The sequence below is a fragment of the Thiohalocapsa sp. genome (assembly GCF_022340605.1).
In the GTDB taxonomy this organism is placed as follows: domain Bacteria; phylum Pseudomonadota; class Gammaproteobacteria; order Chromatiales; family Chromatiaceae; genus Thiohalocapsa.
Window position 1 is genome coordinate 19,267 of sequence record NZ_JAJDNQ010000143.1, and the last position, 18,024, is coordinate 37,290.

At 68.4% G+C, this 18,024-nt stretch carries 16 protein-coding genes; 8 read left to right on the forward strand and 8 right to left on the reverse strand.

Annotated elements, in window-relative coordinates:
* Nucleotides 1-174: 174 nt before the first annotated feature.
* Complete coding sequence (locus LJE69_RS17935) at nt 175-2,559, forward strand: hypothetical protein (RefSeq protein ID WP_296927406.1); 2,385 nt, start codon at nt 175-177, stop codon at nt 2,557-2,559.
* A 370-nt stretch (nt 2,560-2,929) separates the two neighbouring features.
* On the opposite strand, the gene LJE69_RS17940 is transcribed toward LJE69_RS17935, so the two are convergent.
* Nucleotides 2,930-4,975 (reverse strand): lytic transglycosylase domain-containing protein, encoded by a 2,046-nt coding sequence (locus tag LJE69_RS17940; RefSeq protein ID WP_296927407.1) that lies wholly within the window; start codon nt 4,973-4,975, stop codon nt 2,930-2,932.
* A 221-nt stretch (nt 4,976-5,196) separates the two neighbouring features.
* On the opposite strand from LJE69_RS17940, the gene LJE69_RS17945 reads away from it, so the two are divergent.
* From LJE69_RS17945 to LJE69_RS17955, 3 genes are all read left to right on the forward strand, one after another.
* The gene (locus LJE69_RS17945; RefSeq protein ID WP_296927408.1) at nt 5,197-6,018 is read left to right on the forward strand and encodes an inositol monophosphatase family protein; all 822 of its coding nucleotides are present in this window, start codon (nt 5,197-5,199) and stop codon (nt 6,016-6,018) included.
* A 92-nt stretch (nt 6,019-6,110) separates the two neighbouring features.
* Nucleotides 6,111-6,554: a tetratricopeptide repeat protein gene (locus LJE69_RS17950; RefSeq protein ID WP_296927409.1), complete on the forward strand. Its 444-nt coding sequence runs from the start codon at nt 6,111-6,113 to the stop codon at nt 6,552-6,554.
* A 13-nt stretch (nt 6,555-6,567) separates the two neighbouring features.
* A complete protein-coding gene (locus tag LJE69_RS17955; protein ID WP_296927410.1) occupies nt 6,568-6,837 on the forward strand; it encodes a DUF29 family protein in 270 nt (89 codons plus the stop codon).
* A gap of 150 nt (nt 6,838-6,987) precedes the next feature.
* Here LJE69_RS17955 and LJE69_RS17960 read toward each other — a convergent pair whose 3' ends face one another.
* The gene (locus LJE69_RS17960; RefSeq protein ID WP_296927411.1) at nt 6,988-7,953 is read right to left on the reverse strand and encodes a glutathione S-transferase family protein; all 966 of its coding nucleotides are present in this window, start codon (nt 7,951-7,953) and stop codon (nt 6,988-6,990) included.
* A 316-nt stretch (nt 7,954-8,269) separates the two neighbouring features.
* Between LJE69_RS17960 and LJE69_RS17965 the strand changes: the two genes are divergently transcribed.
* From LJE69_RS17965 to LJE69_RS17980, 4 genes are all read left to right on the forward strand, one after another.
* On the forward strand, nt 8,270-8,926 hold the full coding sequence (locus LJE69_RS17965; protein ID WP_296927412.1) for a hypothetical protein: 657 nt from the start codon (nt 8,270-8,272) through the stop codon (nt 8,924-8,926).
* 326 nt (nt 8,927-9,252) lie between these two features.
* The gene (locus LJE69_RS17970; protein ID WP_296927413.1) at nt 9,253-10,872 is read left to right on the forward strand and encodes an ATP-binding protein; all 1,620 of its coding nucleotides are present in this window, start codon (nt 9,253-9,255) and stop codon (nt 10,870-10,872) included.
* Complete coding sequence (locus LJE69_RS17975; protein ID WP_296927414.1) at nt 10,869-11,558, forward strand: response regulator; 690 nt, start codon at nt 10,869-10,871, stop codon at nt 11,556-11,558. The genes LJE69_RS17970 and LJE69_RS17975 overlap by 4 nt, the downstream gene beginning before the upstream one ends.
* Nucleotides 11,559-11,773: 215 nt before the next feature.
* The gene (locus LJE69_RS17980; RefSeq protein WP_296927415.1) at nt 11,774-12,313 is read left to right on the forward strand and encodes a pilus assembly protein; all 540 of its coding nucleotides are present in this window, start codon (nt 11,774-11,776) and stop codon (nt 12,311-12,313) included.
* 104 nt (nt 12,314-12,417) lie between these two features.
* Here the strand turns inward: LJE69_RS17980 and LJE69_RS17985 are convergent, their stop codons facing one another.
* From LJE69_RS17985 to LJE69_RS18010, 6 genes are all read right to left on the reverse strand, one after another.
* Complete coding sequence (locus tag LJE69_RS17985; protein ID WP_296927416.1) at nt 12,418-12,984, reverse strand: hypothetical protein; 567 nt, start codon at nt 12,982-12,984, stop codon at nt 12,418-12,420.
* A 405-nt stretch (nt 12,985-13,389) separates the two neighbouring features.
* Nucleotides 13,390-14,664 (reverse strand): hypothetical protein, encoded by a 1,275-nt coding sequence (locus LJE69_RS17990; RefSeq protein ID WP_296927417.1) that lies wholly within the window; start codon nt 14,662-14,664, stop codon nt 13,390-13,392.
* 95 nt (nt 14,665-14,759) lie between these two features.
* Nucleotides 14,760-15,047, reverse strand: coding sequence for a ferritin-like domain-containing protein (locus LJE69_RS17995; RefSeq protein WP_296927418.1), 288 nt, complete (start codon nt 15,045-15,047; stop codon nt 14,760-14,762).
* A 377-nt stretch (nt 15,048-15,424) separates the two neighbouring features.
* Complete coding sequence (gene cydX, locus LJE69_RS18000; RefSeq protein ID WP_296927419.1) at nt 15,425-15,547, reverse strand: cytochrome bd-I oxidase subunit CydX; 123 nt, start codon at nt 15,545-15,547, stop codon at nt 15,425-15,427.
* A 161-nt stretch (nt 15,548-15,708) separates the two neighbouring features.
* Nucleotides 15,709-16,851 (reverse strand): cytochrome d ubiquinol oxidase subunit II, encoded by a 1,143-nt coding sequence (gene cydB, locus LJE69_RS18005; RefSeq protein WP_296927420.1) that lies wholly within the window; start codon nt 16,849-16,851, stop codon nt 15,709-15,711.
* A 1-nt stretch (nt 16,852) separates the two neighbouring features.
* Nucleotides 16,853-18,024: cytochrome ubiquinol oxidase subunit I (locus LJE69_RS18010; protein WP_296927421.1), on the reverse strand; the 1,172-nt coding region annotated here is incomplete at its 5' end.

Consider the following 18,024-nt stretch of genomic DNA (forward strand, 5'->3'; position numbering starts at 1 on the left):
CCGGCGGCAATTGCCGGCAACGACTCGCCAGGATAACAGAGGCGTACGAGTCATCCGATCGGCAGGCGCAAGCGCCGATGGCAAACGTGGCGGCCCGCGGCGGTAGCGGCAGCCGCTGTCCGGCACGCACTGACACGGCCCTGGTCAGTGGCGACCGGCGCACAAGGCGAGTCTATGCGAGTCCCTGACGGCGGCGGTACGGAGCCCAACTGGCGGCCCAACCTATCTGCCTTCCTGGCGGCCATGCGCGAGCCGCCGAGCTGGACCTTCGACGTCGACGGCTTTAGCCCCGGCATCGACAACGTGCACGTGGACGTGCACCTGAGCCCGCGCTTTCGCGAGCTGGCCGCCATCACGGTGCGCAAGCTGTTCGCCGAGGAGATGGCGGCGGCTATCGGCCAGAGCGCCCCGCAACTGGTGGGCGCCGAGGACCTGGAGCGGTTCCGGCGCCACTACGCGAACCTCTTCGAGCAGACCCTGGAGCGCAACGCCTCGGCACAGTCGGCGGAAGTGCTCGCCCTGTTGCAGCTGGCGCTGATGCGCCACCTGCTGGAGCTAGTGTTGCGCGAGCAGCGCAACCAGCTCGAAGAATGCCAGCGAGCTGGCCAGCAGTCCCTGGCGGCCGGCACCGGGCGCAGCCTCGCGCTGCACGAGAAGCTGGTGCTGCTCAAGCGCCACGGCGCCAGCATCAACCGCCGCGTGCTCAAGGTCCTGTTCCGACAGCTACGCAAGCTGGAGTCGGGCCAGCTCGGCAAACTCCGCGCGGCGGTCAGCACCGACGCCTGGCCCCTGCCCACCCAGGCGCTGTTCAACCCAGTGCTACTGGCGACCGATCCCGGCGATGCCACGGAGCTGGCGCAGGACTATCTCATCGCCGCGCTCGGCGACGGCGGCGACGGCAATTGGCTGCGGCTCGCCAATCAGGCGGTGCTATCCACCCTGGTCGACTACCTGCCCGAGTACGGCCGCCGGCAGGTGCTCGGCGACCTGACACCGCAGCAGCTCGCCGAGCGCCCGCGCGAGCGCACCGACCAGGGCGTGCTGCGCGGCTTCCTCGCCACCGAACTGCTGCTGAGCGGCTTCATGTCCCCCGAGGAATACCACGAGGGCCGCACCTGCTGGATCGACGAGCCCGCCAACATGCGCCGCCTGCTGCAGGTGCCGGACGCCGACGCCGGCAGCGGCGACTCGTCCATGCTGCTGGCACCGGTGCAGTGGAATTCCACCCGCTGGCTCGGCTTCCGGCGCGGACTGCGCGAGCGCCTGCACCTGCGGCTGCTGCACGCCGGGTTCGTCGATCGGCTCGTGCTCTGCTACTGGATGCCAGCGCTGCGCACCCAGCTCGGCGCGGCGGTACCGCTGGCGCTGGTGGCCGACTTCTGCGCCGCGCATCTCTCGCGCCGGCGCCTCGCCGAGCGCCTGGCCGCGCTGGAGACCGAGGTGGAGCGCGCCGAGATCCTGCGCATGCTGGAGCGCTGCCAGGCGGCGTTGCGCCGGCTGGATGCCGAAGAGCGCGCCGGCTACCTGGACCGCTTCGTCGGCGACTTCCTGCACCTACGGCGCGATCTGAAGCTCGCCTACAAGACCTACCAGGCCATGGACCGGCTGCGGCTGGCGGAGAGCGGCGACGAGGTGACCCTGTCGCGGGCCAACGGCAGCCTGTGGGAATTCGTCAGCCGCGCAGAGAGCCTGCCGCAGGTGCGGCGCATGCGCGCCCACGCCGTGGTGAAGGCGGACATCCGCGGCTCCACCCGCATCACCGAGGAGTTGGTACGCCGCGGGCTGAATCCGGCCTCGCATTTCAGTCTCAATCTATTCGACCCGGTCAACCGGCTGCTGCCGGAGCTGGGCGCCGAGAAGCTCTTCGTCGAGGGCGATGCCGTAATCCTGGCGCTCTATGACTACGAGAGCGAACGCGGCAGCGAGGCCACCACCGTCATGCCGGTGGCGCGCGCCTGCGGCCTCGCGCGCAGCATCCTGCGGGTGGTGGCGATGCAGAACGTGCTGAACCGCCGCCATGGCCTGCCGGAGCTCGAGCTGGGGCTCGGTGTCGCCTACTCGCCGCGGGAGCCGCACTTCCTCTATGACGACGGCCGGCGCATCATGATCTCCAGTGCCATCAACACCGCCGACCGCCTGTCCGCCTGCACCGCGGCGCTGCGCCATGCGGGCGTGCACCCGGCCGGCGGCGGGCATCGCGCGATGCTGGTGCGCCCCACCGGCGCCGCCGCCCTCGCGGCGGGCAACGACGACCTGCTCAGCTACAACATCAACGGCATCCTGCTAGAGCAACAGGCATTCTTCCAGTTGCAGCGCGAGATGTCGCTGCGACAGACGCGGCTGTCCGTACCGGGCGACGATAACGGCCTCTACTTCGTCGGCCGCTACAGCGACCTCGCCGGGCGTAGCCGACGCCTAGCGGTGCGCTGCGCCCGGCTGCTGACCTGGGACGGGAGCCGGATGGGGACCGCGGACACCGACCATCGCCACTTTTTCGAGGTTATCGCCGACGAGTCGGTGATGGGGGGGTTGCGGCAAGAGTTTGGGCCGAAGCCCTAGTACCCCGTTTCAGCCAATTTTGCAGGACGCCAACCCGGGTGGGACCGGAGCGGAGAAACCAGGTCGAAGTCTCTGCTCGTTGTCGTTGTCGTGGTCATGATCGTGGTCATGATCGTGGTCGTGGTCGGATACTCGACAACGACAACGACAACGACAACGACAACGAAGGCAAAGTTAGGTGAAACGCTGCCCCAGTTGCCACTCGCTCCCTGATGGCGCCCCCCGGGCGCCGCCCCCTGGGGGCGCCGAGTTGTACTCGGCACCTGCGCCGGCACACGCACCAGCGCGTGACCGCTATCCGCGACACGCCCCTCCCGCCAGGCCGCCTGGCGGCGGCCGGGCCAAGAGCAACTCGGCTGCCCCAGGCAGTTCAGTCCGCTGCGGCGGTGGCCGGCTCCCGCTCACGCGGCTGCACGGGCGCGAGCAGGGCGCCGAGCCGGAAATCATCACGGCCGAGGCGGTGCGCGTAGATGACCCGGTAGGTGAGCACCCGGCGCACGTAGTCCCGCGTCTCGGCGTAGGGGATCGCGCTGATCCAGAGGTCGGCGGCCATGGGCGCTTCCGGCAGCCAGCGTGACACCGCGCCAGGACCAGCGTTGTAGGCGGCGGTGGCCAGCACCTCGTTGCCGCCGAAGCGCTCGCGCATGGCCGCCAGGTAACGGGTGCCGAGTGTCACGTTCAGGGCCGGATCGATGAGGTCCATGCGGCCCGGCAGCGGGCGGCCCAGCGCGCGCGCCACGTCACGGGCGGTGCCCGGCATCAGCTGCATGAGACCGACGGCGCCCGCGTGCGAGGCCACGTCAGCATCGAAGGCGCTCTCCTGGCGGATCAAGGCGTAGACCCAGTCCTGGGCCAGGCCATTGCGCCCGGCGCGGTCCGCCACCAGGCCTGTGTACAGCAGCGGGAAGCGCAGCGAGATGTCGTCCCAATAATAGCCACGCGCAAGCGTGAAGATGGACTCCGTCACCAGGCCGAGCTGCTGGCCCAGCAGCGCCGCCGTGCGCAGGGCGCCGGCATCGGCGTTGCGGGTCAGCTCGCGCCATTCGCGGCTCACGTCGGCGTCGCGGCCCAGGGCTTGCAGCTCCCGGATGCGCGCTGCCGTGTCAGAGGCCATGAGCCGCTCCAGCTCGCCGGGGTCCGCCGGCGTGGGCCGCTCGCGCAGCGCGGGTGCACGACCCAGCAGCTCGGCGGCGCGAAAGCCCCAGAGGTCGCGCTCCTTGGACGCGCGGTCGAGGGCATGAGCGGCGCCCACCAGGTCGCCACGCTTGCCCAGCGCTCGGGCGAGCCAGTACTGCCATTCGCCGCGCCGGCGCTCCTCGGGCGGCAGCACCCGCACAAACTCGATGACCTCGGGCCAGGCCTCGAGGCGCAGCGCCGCCCGCAGCCGCTCGCGTTGCAGCGCCAGGTTCTCCGGCAGCGGGCGCAGCCGGCGCAGGTAGACGAGCCCGGTGCGCTCACCTACCCGCGCCAGCCCCGCCCCAATGGCCGTGACGACACGGTCCTTGGCGGGCGGCGGCACCGGCTCGCGGGTCTTGAGCACCGCCCAGTCGGCGGCCGCGAGCCGGGGATCCTCACGCGCCAAGCGCTCGATGCCCGCCACCAGGGTCGCGACCCGCTGTTCGGGATCATCCGGCAGCTCCGCGGCCTCGAGCGTCTTCGGGTTGCGGTACAGCGCCAGTTGCAGGTCCAGCCAATGCCGCTGGCGCTCGGGCAGATAGCGGCGCTGGAAGCCGGCAACGCCGGGCTGGTGCCGGGCGAGCGCCAAGCCGACGCGCCGCCAGACCAGCTCGGGCGTTAGCCCACCGGCCGTGTGCCAGCGCGCAAACAGCGGGTCGCAGTCGTCCGGCAGCGAGGCGCCGGTGAGGTAGAGATCATCCAGCCCGGCGAAGGCATCCCCCTCGCGCCCGGTCTCGAGCAGCGCACGGCGCCAACGGCATTCCCGAGTCACGGAGCCATTGGCCGCGTAGTTGCGGACATAACCGGCAAAATCATCCGCTGCCCAAAGCGCGTTCAGCCAGAGCCGGCGCAGCGTCTCGCCGGGGGCAGTGCCGGCGTAGTCGGCGATGAATGCCTCGATGTCGGCCGCATGCGCCAGCACCAGCTCGCGGCGCAGCTCCGCGAGCCGCAGGTAGGGCCAGAGCGGGTAGTTCCGCAGGCTGTCCGCGAGCTGCCGGAAGCGCTCGCTGTCGCCGGCGGCCAGGGCGCGCTCGGCGGCGATGAAGTCCTGCCGCGCCGACGCCGGGTCCGTTGCCGACGCAGGTACCCGGTCCGGTGCCGCCGGCGCACCCTGCACCGCCAGGCACGCGGCCAACAACGCGCCGAAGACCCGCCCCGCGGACCGCCACACCGGGGACGGGCTCTGGCGTGGCCGCACGGCGGGCAGCGGGTGGCGTTGGCGGGAGAGACTGGCGCGCATTTCGGGTGATCGGCGTGGCTGCACAGGGCGGCGCTGGTGCCGGTGCGATATCGACGGCATTATCCTAGAAACGGCGGCGGGTCGCGGCACCGAGAGTGCCGCTCCCACAGCGGCACCCTGAGTGCCGCTTCTGCGGCGGGACCGCAAGAGCCGTTGCTGACACCCCGTGACCGCGCTCGCCGCCACCCGCACCGTATACGTCCGCATGCCGAGGAGAGCCCATGCCCGCAACCCCCACCGCCACGGACCTGCGCACCCTGGCCGAGCTGCTGCGCGCAACCGCCAAGGCCGAGATCATGCCCCGGTTCCGCACCACCGGCAGCTTCACCAAGGCCGACGGCAGCCTGGTGACGGACGCCGACTTCGGCGTGCAGCGCTCCCTCACGGCGGCGCTCGCCGAGCGCTGGCCCGACGTCGCGCTGCTGGGAGAAGAGATGGACGCCGCCGAGCAGCAGCGCCTGCTGGACGCTGGCGGCCCGCTGTGGTGCCTGGACCCGCTGGACGGCACGACCAATTTCACTTGCGGCTTCCCCGCCTTCTGTATCTCGCTGGCGCTGATCCGCGACGGCCGCGCCGAGCTGGCGCTGGTTCTCGACCCCCTGCGGGACGAGTGCTTCACCGCCGCCCGCGGTCGAGGCGCACACCTCGACGGCGCACCGCTGGTGCCCTTTGCGCCGGGGCCCGTGCTCGGCGACTGCGTGGCCGTCATCGACTGCAAGCGCATCCCGCCGGAGCGCGTCGCGCCGCTGTTCCGCAAGGGCGGTTTCCGCTCGCAGCGCAACCTTGGCGCCGTCGCACTGGAGTGGTGCTGGCTCGCGGCCGGACGCTTCCAGCTCTACCTGCACGGCGGGCAGAAGCTCTGGGACTACGCCGCCGGCCGCCTGGTGGCGCAAGAGGCCGGCTGTGCCTCGACGCTGTTCCCGCCGGACGGCGACACGCCGGTGGAGACGCTGGTGCTCGGCAAGCGCCTCGCGCTGGCCGCCACCGACGCGAAGCTGTTCGGACGGTGGCGCGACTTCGTCGGGCTGCCGCTGCACCAGTGATGCCCGCCCGGCGGCGTCCGAAGGTGGCAATTGCGCCCGGCCGCCCGCAATTCCCCGCGCAACAGATCCCGATTGCGACCAGGAGCAGCACCATGACCGAAGACATCACCAACCAGGACATGGACCTCGCGAGCGGCATCGCCGCCTTCGAGGCCAAGCAGTTCTCCCGCGCCACCGGGCTCCTCTCGCCGCTCGCCGAGCAGGGCGACGTGGACGCCATGTACCGCATGGCCATCATGGCCCAGAACGGTCTCGGCATGGTCCCGAACCCGCTCCTTGCCTACAAGTACATGAAGGCGGCCGCCGAGCAGGGCATGAGCCTTGCCCAGCATGGCCTCGCCTTCATGTACATGCAGGGCGAATGCACCGACAAGAATCCAGAGCAGGCCATCGAGTGGTTCAAGCGCGCCGCCGGGCAGGGCCTCACCGGCTCCATGACCACGCTAGCCATGATGTATGAGCAGGGCGACGGCGTGCCGCAGGACATGGACGAGGCGCGCAAGTGGTACCGGGCGGCGGGGTTCGACGACAAGTAGCCGCGACACCGCGATGAGCGAACTCTCCGACCTCTACGAGACCGACTACGCGGAGTGGGCGAGGCGCAGCGCCGAGTTCCTGCGCGCCGGCAATTTGGGCGCGCTGGATATCGCACACCTGCTGGAGGAGCTCGAAGGTATGGGCAAGACGCCGAGCTTGAAAGCCGTCGTCAGCGAAATCCTACCCGAGGTCTATGCCGATGCTGCTGTACTCGCAGCGAAGGACCGCGGACTGCCCGAGACCACATCGATGGATGCCTGGTCGTCGCCCCAGCGGCGGTAATCCGCCGGCACCGCGACCAGATCCGCGGCGCGAGCCTGTTATCCGGCCAGCCGCAGCAGCGCCAGGTCTTCGCGAGCGGCAACCGCAGCGCATCCAGCAGCGCCGGCGTTGGGCTCGGTGCCGGAGGCGTCGTCGGGGCCGCTGCAACGATTATCCCGCGGGGCGGTCGCCGCTGGCGGCGCCGAGCGCGTCCCGCCCGTGCGGTGCGTCGAAGTCCAGCGCCGGCCCCTTGGGCACGATGCCGTTCGGGTTGATGGATTTGTGGCTGCCGTAGTAGTGCAGCTTGATGTGGTCCATGTTGACGGTCTCCCGGATGCCGGGCACCTGGTAGAGCGCGCGAGTGTAGGCCCAGAGGTTTGGGTAGTCCACCAGGCGCCTGAGGTTGCACTTGAAGTGGCCGTGGTAGACCGGGTCGAAGCGCACCAGGGTGGTGAACAGGCGCCAGTCGGCCTCGGTCATGCGGTCGCCAGCCAGGTAGCGTTGGCGCGCGAGCCGCGCTTCCAGCTCGTCCAGGGTGTCGAACAGCCGGTCGAAGGCCGCCGCGTAGGCTGCTTGCGTGGTCGCGAAGCCGGTGCGGTAGACGCCGTTGTTGACGTTCTCGTAGACGCGTGCGTTGACCGCGTCGATCTCTGCGCGCAGGGCGGCCGGATAGAGGTCCGGGTCGGCGCGTCCCCAGGCATCGAAGGCGCTATTGAACATACGGATGATCTCGGACGACTCGTTGTTGACGATGGTCTCGCGCTGCTTGTCGTAGAGCACCGGCACGGTGACGACGCCGTCGAAATCGGGCGCGGCGTGCCGGTAGAGCTGGTGCAGCTTGTCGAAGCCATGCACGTGGTCCGGCGTGGCGCCTGGATACGCGCCGAACACCCAGCTCTCGGGCGGCATGAGCGGATGCACCACCGATACCGAGATCAGCTCTTCGAGCCCCTTCAGCTTGCGGACGATCAGCGTGCGATGCGCCCAAGGGCAGGCGTAGGACACGTAGAGGTGGTAGCGGCCGGGCTCGGCCTTGAAGCCGCCCTCGCCGGACGGACCGGGACTGCCATCCGGCGTCACCCAGTGGCGGAAGCCGGACTCCCAGCGGACGAATTCGCCGTTGCTGTTGGTCTTCATCGGGTTGTCCAGGGTGTGAAGGCGTTGTAGACGGTCACGCCGATTACCAGCACGTCCGCGGCCACCAGCTTGGCCACCAGCGCGTGCGACTACACCGAATACCTTCACAGTATCTACGGCCGTCCGGCCGCTCTTTCCAGGATGACGGCCGCTACCGGCTGTGCAGCATGAAATCCCGGCCGGCAGTTGGGGTTTTTGCGACACAGTTGGCCGTCGCGCGACCACAACCGGTGCTTGAATCTGACAACAGCGGCCACGGACGACGACCGCAGCCGCTGCACGCACGGCCAGAGACACAACGCCGGAGACGAACAAGATGCACAGACAACACCGTTCCCTGCTCCTCGCCGCTGCCATCATCGGAGTCGCCCCTGGCGCGCAGGCCACGCTGATGGAGTACACGGACAAGGGGAGCTTTCTCGCGGCCGTGGAGGCCGACTACTACCTCGAGGACTTTCAGGGGCTGACCCCCGACGATTCCCCCGCAAGCCTCACCCTCGGGCCGGTCAACGGCTACGGCTATTCGGCCCAGGCGTCATCCGGCGCCCTGTACTTCAGCGGCGATGTGGGCAGCAGCGGCAACACGGTTCTGTCCACCTCCAGCAATACCGCGTCCCTGGAGATCAGCTTCACTGGGGACGGCGTCACCGCGCTTGGTGGGTTCTTTTTTCCCACCGACATCGACAGCGCTGCTCAGACCAGCGCGATGACACTTACCTTCAACGGCGACATCGACTTCAATACCAGCGACATCACCCTCAGCGACTTCTACGGCTTCACCAGCGACGTGCCCATCACCACGCTCAGCATCGACTACAGTACGTGCGGAAGCAGTTCCTGCTACCCGACCCTCGACGACTTCTACGTCGGCTCCGCGTCCACGGCCGATGCCCCGGTGCCCACCACGGGCGCGCTGCTCGCGGCCGGACTGCTGGTGATGGGCGCGCGCCGCGACTTGCTCAGCGGCTGCTAGTGCTTCGCTGCGGAAATTTCGAGACCGAGCTCCCTCGTTGTCGTAGTCGTCATCGAATAGCTACACGGTTGAGAGCACGATTATGAATACGACAACGACAACGATCTGAGAGAGGGTCTTGGGACTTGCGCGCTGTTGTAGTACGCATCTCTCGCCTGCGCCACCTTTAGTAGCAGGAACTTGACCCAGGCGTAGTCGCCGAAGCAGCGGATGCGCCGCGCTGATCCGCCCCCCACGTGCTCGGCGAGCTCTCGCGCCCTGGTGGCGGTCCATCATTCCTGCACGCTTCGCGGGCACAATGGCGGCATTGCGGCCGGTAGCCTGTCATGCACCTGTCCCTGCGCGCCAAATTGTTCCTGACGCTGCTCTGCGTCAGCCTGGTGACCGTCGTCGTCACCCAGGGCTTCGTGCGCTGGTCGTTCGTACGGGGGCTGGAGGCGGCGGCGGCGGAGCGGCAGGCGCAGCGGCTCGACATCATCGCCGAGCGGCTGGTGGCCATCCACCGGCGCGATGGCGGCTGGGAGGGGCTCGCCGCGGACAGGCGGCTCTGGGTGCATGCGCTGTTCGGGGCGAGGGCCGAACAAGGGCGCGGCCGCCGCTGGGCCGGCTTCGACCTCGACGACGAGCGCGTGCACATGGGGCCAGGCAGCCGCGGCGGGCCGCCCTGGGCGCGTTGGCCGCTGCACGAGCAGGCCGGCGACACGCCAGCGGAATCCGGCGTCTGGCCGCCGCACCGTGCGGTGGAGCGGATTCAAAGCGGTGAGCCACCGCGCCCGCTGGAGCTCCGGCTGATGCTGCTGGACGCGGACGGACGCATCATCTATGGCCGCGAAGACCTGCTCGCCAACGCCAAGCGCCAGCCGCTGCGCGATGGTGACGAGGTCATCGGCACCCTGGCGCTGCTGCCAGGTCCGTCCATCACCGAGCTCACGGACCTGCGCTTTCGCCAGCGCCAGACGCTGGCGCTGTGGGTTATTGCACTGGGCGTGTCGCTGCTGGCGGCGCTGCTGGCCTTCCCACTCTCCAAGCGTCTGACCCGGCCGGTGGCAGCCTTTCAGCGCACCATGCGCCGACTCGCCGCCGGCGACTACGCCGCGCGGGTGCGGGTACAGGGACGCGACGAGTTGGGCCGCCTCGGCCGCGACCTGAACGCCCTGGCACAGGCGCTGGCACAGACCGAGCAGGCTCGCCGGCAGTGGGTGGCGGACATCTCCCACGAGCTGCGCACACCGCTGTCGCTGCTGCGCGCCGAGATGGAGGCCATGCAGGACGGCGTGCGTCCACTGGACCAGACCGCCCTCAGGAGCCTGCACGCCGACGCGCTGCGGCTCGGGCGGCTCATCGACGATCTCTACGAGCTGTCCATGACCGACCTGGGCGCGCTCAGTTACCGCAAGGCGCCCGTGGACCTCTACGAGTTGCTGGCGGCCGAGCTCGACGCCTTTCGCGAGCGCTTCGCCAGCGCCGGACTCCGCCTGCGGCTGGAGCCGGCCGCCACGGCGGACGATTGGACGCTGGACGGTGATGCCCAGCGCCTGTCGCAACTGTTCCGCAACCTGCTGCGCAACAGCCTCGCCTATACCGACGCCGGCGGCGAGCTGCGGGTGAGCCTGGAGCGACGGGGTCGCCACCTGCAAATCGACTTCGACGACACCGCCCCCGGCGTGCCGGAGACGGCGCTGCCGCACCTATTCGAGCGGCTGTACCGCGTCGAGGCGTCGCGCAGCCGTGCGACCGGTGGTGCTGGGCTCGGGCTCGCCATCGCGCACAACATCGTCGCGGCCCATGGCGGCGAGATCCACGCGACGGCGTCCCCTCTCGGCGGGCTGCGGCTGCGCATCGGGCTGCCCATGGCTGCGGACTCACCGGCGAGCAGCGCACGACCGCACGGCACAACGCCAAGCCCCAACGATGAGCCCAACACACCGCGAGGCACCGGAGCATGAGCGAGCAGATCCTGATCGTCGAGGACGAGACCCGACTGGCCGCGCTGCTGGCCGATTACCTGAAGGCCGCCGGCTACCGCACGCACTGCCTCGCGGAGGGCAACGGCGCGGTGGAGTGGGTGCGCGAGCACGAGCCGGCCCTGGTGCTGCTGGACCTGATGTTGCCTGGCACCGACGGACTCGACATTTGCCGTCGGGTACGCGGCTTCTCGCAGGTGCCGATCATCATGACCACCGCCCGGGTGGAGGAGATCGACCGCCTGCTGGGGCTGGAGCTCGGCGCGGACGATTACGTGTGCAAGCCCTACAGCCCGCGCGAGGTGGTCGCGCGGGTTAGGGCGGTACTCCGGCGCACGCGCGCGGAGCAGGTCCGATCCGCGGTGACGGCCGGCCCGCTGGCGCTCGACGACGATCGGCTGCGGGTGCGCACCGCGAGCGGCGAGATCCAGCTCACCGCCGTCGAGTACGCCCTGCTCAAGGCGCTGGTGGGCACGCCGGGCAAGATCTTCTCCCGCGCCCGGCTGATGGACCGCATCTACGACGACCACCGCGTGGTCTCGGACCGCACCATCGACAGCCACGTCAAGAAGCTGCGCCGGCGGCTCACCGAGATCCTGCCGCCGGATCGGGAGCTGATCCACTCGGTGTATGGCGTGGGTTATCGCTACGAGGACATGGAGGGGTAGCCGGCGCGCCTGCGGGTGCATTGCGGGATGCCCGCGCGGCGGCATCCCGGCGGGGACGCCGCTCCCAAGGCGCAACCGTTGCACGATCCTTGCGCGGTGCGTCCGCGGCCAATGCCCAATCCGGGCCTAGTCTGGAACCTGCGGTCGGGACGTCGAGCCGACGCCCGCCCGCCGATTGATAGCAACGCTCCATACAATTCAACGGGAGACCAACCATGTTCCAGACCAAGCCCCCCGTCGCTGCCGCCCTGGCGCTTGCGCTGGCCACCGCCACCGGCGGTGTGCTCGCCAACCCCCACCGCAACCATCCGTACGCCGCCGACCGCGTGGACGCACGCGTTGAGCGCATGACCGAGCAGCTCGATCTCTCTGCGGACCAGCAGCAGGAGATTCGCGCCATGCTCGATGCACACCAGAAGGCCGAGGCGCAGGCGCGGGCGGAGCTGCGCCAGCGCATCGACGCGGTGCTGACGGACGAGCAACGGCAACGTCGCGACGAGCAACGCCAGGCGCGCGCGGAGCGCCGGCTGGACCGCCTGGCGGACCGGCTCGACCTGAGCGATACCCAGCGTGAGGAGGTGGCGGCGATCTTCGCGCAGAAGCGCAAGAACCCCCAAATGACGCGCTCGGAGGTGCGTAACGCACTGGCGGGCGTGCTGACAGAAGAGCAGATCGCCCGGCTGGATGCGCTGCGCGATCGCCACCAATCGGCCCGGCATGGCGGCCGCGGCGGCGACTTTCCGGATCGTCGCTGAGTCAGCGGTTGCCGCGGCGGGCAGTCGGTTGCGCCCTCCCCGCCGCGAGCGGCCTGCCCCCGGCCGGCGCTGGCGGGGGCAGGGGCGAGACCGGCAATCTCAATCTATGTGCCTGATGCTGCGGCGATCCCCGTCTTCTTCGAGACGAACAGCTTGCCACGGATGACGAGCGAGACCGCCACGGCGGCCACCGCCACGATCCCCACCACCATCAGCAGCATCGCGTTGTCGTCCAGCCAGGCCATACCAACGGCACTGAGCAGCAGGAAGATCCCGAACAAGGACATCTTCCAGTCCAGGTAGATCCCCGAGAGCACCGCGGCCAGGCCCACGAGATAGATGATCACGAAGCTGTCCTGCTCGTCGTTCAGGAAGTCCTGCACGTCGTGGGCATACAGCAGCTTGATGACGATGATCAGCGCTCCCCAGTGCAGCACCTGCCGCGCGAGATACATCCAGCGCGGATCGCCAGAGGCGCCCGACCAGCGCCAGCCGCCGAGGATGGACACCAACGCCACCAGCGGGATGAACATCTGCCAATAGAAACTGGTATTGGCCGCATCGTGGGCCGTCATGGCCACCAGCCCGAAAGCGGCGACATAGAGCACCAGATACGGCAGGTTGTACAACAGGAAATGCTTGCGCTCGAGTTGTTGTGCGGTCGCGGACACGGCGGACTTTCCTCCGGACTTGCAGGACTCTGGGTTGACGAAGGGTCATGCGCTTGTCAACCGCCGGCCCGCGAGCGGGCTGCGGCGCGTTGGCCCTCGGCGGCACAGCATACCCGCGCCGTCCGCTGCATGACAGAGAAAGCTTCCACAACTTGGGGTTATGTCGCGGCATGCGCTGTCCGGACAGCGCACGCCGCCATACGCCCGGCCGATCGGGTGTCGACGCCGCGGCCTTGATTGTCAGTCCGTCCACCGCCGTGGGAGCGCCGTCCTCGGCGCGATCGGCATTCGGTCGCGGCGGGGACGCCGCTCCCACGGGGCCGCTGCACTGGACGGAGCCACGCTCAAGTCCGATGCTGCGGCGCCCGAAGCGGTGCCGGCATGCCGGGGAGCCGGCGCGTCGGGCTACGCCTGCTCGCCCGCGTTGTCCTGTTCCACCGCCTCCAGCAGCCGGTCGTAGATCTCCGGGAAGGTGTACGCAACGCGGTTCCAGGACGGGATCAACTTGGCCTCCTGCGGGCCCTTGCTCTGCATCCAGGCGTCCCACAGGAAGCCACGGAAATGGCTCGCGGCCGACTCCTCTTCATAGAGGTCGAAGTGCAGGTCGTTCACGTCCGCGTCATAGCTGTACTTGCGGATGTACTTGAGCGCATTCTGGTAGTAGGTGTGCAGCAGCATGTCGACATAGGAGTCGTCCAGCGGCACGCCGTGGGAGCGCATGTACGTCAGATAGAACTTGGCGATGTCCACCACCATGCGGTGCAGGCCCTTGTTGGTATCGTCCGGCGAGAGCTCCTGGTGCTTGTGCTCGTAGTTGGGCGCCAAGTCGACCTGCGCCACCTGCCGGCGCGTAAGCTGGTCGTACACCTGCGATAACGTGGCCACCTCCAGCCCCCAGTCGTAAGCGATGTTGAGCCCGCGGGCGAGGTCCGAGGTGAAGCAGAACTCCCCTGCCAGCGCGTACTTGAAGCTGCGGTGATACTCGAAAAAGCGCTGCAGCTCCGGCAGGCCGTGCTGACACATCAGCGTTGAGAGGGTATCGACGAACGGCGTGACGAAAAGCCGCGTCACCCGCCCCTTCATGGAGCGCTCGGTGGGCGAGATGCGCGCGTAGTAGCCCTTGCAGAACTGGAAGTCGTTGTTGGGATTCGCCACCGGCTCGATGAGGCGTCCGAGCATGATGCGGCTGTAGGTGACGATGTCGCAGTCGTGCAGCGCGATGATATTGGCCTGGTCGCGGGCAAACAGATAGCCCAGCGTCACCCACACCGACTGGCCCTTGCCCTGCTCGCCGGTGGGAATCCCGCGCGCGGCCATCTGCGCGAGCAGGTCCTGGATGCGCGGCCCGTCGATCCAGACGACACGCACGTCGCAATGCTGGGAGGCGAGCCGCCCGAAGTAGCGCCGCGCCTCGCTGAACTGCGCCTCCTCGGGCGCGCCGCCGAGCGCAACCACAATGCTCTTGAGATAACGCACCTCGGCGATGCGCTCGATGATGCGGTCCAACACGCCGGCATTGCTCATCTCGCTGAAGAGCGAAGGTAGCAGCAGGCTGATGTGCTCGTGCCGGGCGTGGTGCTCCAGCCTGCGCTCGAGGTTGCTGAGATAGTTCCCTTTGTCGAACGCCTCGTAGAGGGCGTGTAACGTCGTGATCTGCGGTTCCTGGTGGAAATCGGCCATGCTTCAACCCCTCAGGTCAGTGCCGCAAGGCAAGGTGCGGCATGCGCGCGCGGCACCGTCACGGGCGGCGCCGCGCCCCGAGTGCGCGCGCCGCATCAGCTGTGCGCAATGGGCTTGCTGGTGAAGAGATAGTCCTTCAGCTCGCCATCGAATTTCGGATCCTTGCGGCGGATCCACTCCAGCACCATCGCCGCATGCTCCTTCTCCTCGTCGCGGTTGTGAGCCAGGATCGCCCGGAGCTCATCGTCCTTGCACGCATCCACGCGCTGGTTGTACCAGTCCACCGCTTCCAGCTCCTCCATCAGCGAAATGATGGCGCGGTGCATGTCACGGGTCTCGTCGGACAACTCGTCGATGGGCTCGTGGTAACCCTCGTTTGCCATGGTGTCAGTCTCCAGCGGTTACAAAAGGGTTCGGTCACGTGCGGCCTGCCGGGCCGAAGACACATCGACCGCCAGGGAAAAGGCCACACTTGCCGTGTGGACCCGGAGGGAAGCATGACAGAAATCGCTGCCGAGTTCCCGCGGGGTCTCAACCGCGCGGATATTCGATGACGACTCCGATGACGACAACGACAACAAGGGCGCCCGGCCGCGGAATTTCCGCAGCGAAGCACTAGCACCTCGGGACCGCCGCCCACGCGCCCCCGCCCTTCGGCGAGCAGAGCGCCGAGGCCTGCCTGCAAACGCAAAGCGCCGCAGGCGGCAAGCCGCCTGCGGCGCTGTGCATCGACGCCCGTCCCGGGGCGAAGATCGACGTGTCAGGCGTCGAGCTTGCTGTCGTCCGCCTCACCGAGGCATTGCTCGGACTCGTACCACATCACGTTGATGATGCCGAAGGCGATGGCGAGCAGGACGCCGAGTATCCAGGAGAAGTACCACATAGAGGCCTCCGTAAGCGCTTGGTGTTCCGGTTCAATTGGTCGCGTGATGGCTGAGGTGACGGCAGGCGTACCACAGGGCGGAGGGCCAAAGGGCCAAAGGGCCAAGCGCCGGATGGCGCCTTGGCCCTTGGCCCTTGGCCCTTGGCCCTTGGCCCTTGGCCCTAGTACGCCAGCGTATCCTGCGCCCGAATCTCCTCCACCGTGACCCGCCGCCACATGCGGGCGTAGGTCCAGGTGGTGTAGAGCAGGATGATGGGGATGAAGATCACCGCGGCCCAGAACATGACCGTGAGGGTCAGGTGGCTGGAGGTGGCATCCCAGGCGATCAGGCTGCTGTTGGGGTTGGTGCTGGACGGCATGATGAACGGGAACATCGCGGCACCCGCGGTCATGATGATGCCGGTGATGCCGAGCCCGCTCATGATGAGCCCGAGCCCCGCGCGGTCCTTCATGGACAGCGACACCGCGAAGCCAAGCCCGGCGAAGCCGAGGATCGGGAACAGCAGCGTCAACGGATAGTGCCGGTAGTTGGCGAGCCAGGCCCAAGACTCGATGACCACCTCCTTGGTCAGCGGGTTCGGCGTGGCGTCGGTGGCCGGCATGCTGACCACGCGGTAGCCGTCGATGCCGAACGTCAGCCAGATACCCGCTAGGGCGAAGCCGCCGATGGTCGCGAGCCCGAGCACCTTCGCCCAGACCTTGGCGCGCGAGGCGATGGGCTCGGCGGTGCGCAGTTGCAACCAGATGGCGCCGTGCATGGTGAGCATGCCCACGCTGATGAGCCCCACCAGCAACGCAAAGGGGTTCAGCAGGCCGAAGAAGCTGCCGGTGTAGTAGGGCCGCAGCAGCTCATCCAGGTGGAAGGGCACACCTTGCAGCAGATTGCCGAAGGCGATGCCGAACACCAGCGCCGGCACCGTGCCGCCGACGAAAAGCCCCCAGTCCCAGGCATTGCGCCAGACGGGGCTGGCGATCTTGCTGCGGTAGTCGAAGCCCACCGGACGGAAAAACAACGCGAAGAGCGCCAGCAGCATCGCGAAGTAGAAGCCCGAGAAGGCGGTCGCGTAGACGAGCGGCCAGGCCGCGAAGATGGCGCCGCCGGCGGTGATAAGCCACACCTGGTTGCCGTCCCAGTGCGGGCCGACGGTGTTGATAATCACGCGCCGCTCGTCGTCGTTCTTGCCCAGGAAGGGCAAGAGCGTGCCGACGCCCATGTCCATGCCGTCGGTGACCGCGAAGCCGATGAACAGCACACCGACGAGGACCCACCAGATGAACTTCAGCGTATCGTAGTCAAGAATCATGTCAGTCCTCCCGCCGCTGGGCCGGGGCCGTGCTGGGTGCCGCACCTGCACCACCGGTGCCGTCGTGCTCTATGTGCCGCTCGTGGTGATAGCGGCCGGTGTGCAGTGAGCTCGGCCCCAGGCGTGCGAACTTGAACATCAGGAACATCTCGATGGCGAAGAGCGCGGTATAGAAGATGACGAAGGCGCTCAGGCTGAACATGACGTCCCCCGCGGTCAGGCTGGATGCGGCCACGGACGTCGGCAGCACCTCGCCGATGGCCCAGGGCTGACGGCCGAACTCGGCCACGAACCAGCCGGTCTCGGCGGCGAGCCAGGGCACCGGTATGCTGAGCACGAAGGCCCACAGCAGCCAGCGCTTGTCCTGGATCTTGCGCGCGGCGTTGAAGTAGAAGCCCAGCACCAGCAGCAGCAGCATCCAGAACCCCGCGGCCACCATGACGCGGAAGGCCCAGAACAGCGGCGCCACCTTCGGGATGGAGTCCTTGACCGCCATCTGGATCTGCGCCTCCGTGGCGTCGGCGGGGTTGTCCGTGTAACGCTTCAGCAGCAGGCCATAGCCGAGGTCGTCCCGGTGCTCCTCGAAGGCGCCCCGGTTGTACGCGCTGTCCTCGCCGTTGCGCAGCCGTTGCAGGTACTCATACGCCACCATGCCGGAGCGGATGCGCACCTCGTGCTCGCGCATCAGGTCCTTCAGGCCCGGAACCTCCTGGTCCAGCGAGCGGGTCGCAATGAGCCCGAGCGCAAAGGGGACCTTGAACGCCATGTGCGTGTCCTCGTCCTCGTTGCTCGGCATGCCGAACAGCGTGAACGCTGCCGGTGCCTTCTCGGTGTCCCACTCCGCCTCGATGGCGGCGAGCTTCACCTTCTGCACGTCGCCCACCTCGTAGCCCGACTCGTCACCGAGCAGGATCACGGACAGGATGGAGGCCATGCCAAAGCCCACGGCCACCGAGAAGGAGCGCTTCGCGAAGGCGAGATCCCGGCCCTTCAGCATGTACCAGGCGCTGATGCCGGCGACGAACATGGCCGCCGTCACATAGCCGGCCGCCACCGTGTGCACGAACTTCACCTGCGCCACCGGGTTGAACAGCACGTCGATGAAGCTCTGCATCTCCATGCGCATGGTCTCGTAGCTGAACTCCGAGCCCACAGGGTTCTGCATCCAGCCAT

Bases quoted from the DNA above. Each gene is read 5' to 3' on its own strand.
- LJE69_RS17935 (WP_296927406.1), top strand. From the start codon at position 175: ATGCGAGTCCCTGACGGCGGCGGTACGGAGCCCAACTGGCGGCCCAAC.
- LJE69_RS17940 (WP_296927407.1), bottom strand. From the start codon at position 4,975: ATGCGCGCCAGTCTCTCCCGCCAACGCCACCCGCTGCCCGCCGTGCGG.
- LJE69_RS17945 (WP_296927408.1), top strand. From the start codon at position 5,197: ATGCCCGCAACCCCCACCGCCACGGACCTGCGCACCCTGGCCGAGCTG.
- LJE69_RS17950 (WP_296927409.1), top strand. From the start codon at position 6,111: ATGACCGAAGACATCACCAACCAGGACATGGACCTCGCGAGCGGCATC.
- LJE69_RS17955 (WP_296927410.1), top strand. From the start codon at position 6,568: ATGAGCGAACTCTCCGACCTCTACGAGACCGACTACGCGGAGTGGGCG.
- LJE69_RS17960 (WP_296927411.1), bottom strand. From the start codon at position 7,953: ATGAAGACCAACAGCAACGGCGAATTCGTCCGCTGGGAGTCCGGCTTC.
- LJE69_RS17965 (WP_296927412.1), top strand. From the start codon at position 8,270: ATGCACAGACAACACCGTTCCCTGCTCCTCGCCGCTGCCATCATCGGA.
- LJE69_RS17970 (WP_296927413.1), top strand. From the start codon at position 9,253: ATGCACCTGTCCCTGCGCGCCAAATTGTTCCTGACGCTGCTCTGCGTC.
- LJE69_RS17975 (WP_296927414.1), top strand. From the start codon at position 10,869: ATGAGCGAGCAGATCCTGATCGTCGAGGACGAGACCCGACTGGCCGCG.
- LJE69_RS17980 (WP_296927415.1), top strand. From the start codon at position 11,774: ATGTTCCAGACCAAGCCCCCCGTCGCTGCCGCCCTGGCGCTTGCGCTG.
- LJE69_RS17990 (WP_296927417.1), bottom strand. From the start codon at position 14,664: ATGGCCGATTTCCACCAGGAACCGCAGATCACGACGTTACACGCCCTC.
- LJE69_RS17995 (WP_296927418.1), bottom strand. From the start codon at position 15,047: ATGGCAAACGAGGGTTACCACGAGCCCATCGACGAGTTGTCCGACGAG.
- cydX (WP_296927419.1), bottom strand. From the start codon at position 15,547: ATGTGGTACTTCTCCTGGATACTCGGCGTCCTGCTCGCCATCGCCTTC.
- cydB (WP_296927420.1), bottom strand. From the start codon at position 16,851: ATGATTCTTGACTACGATACGCTGAAGTTCATCTGGTGGGTCCTCGTC.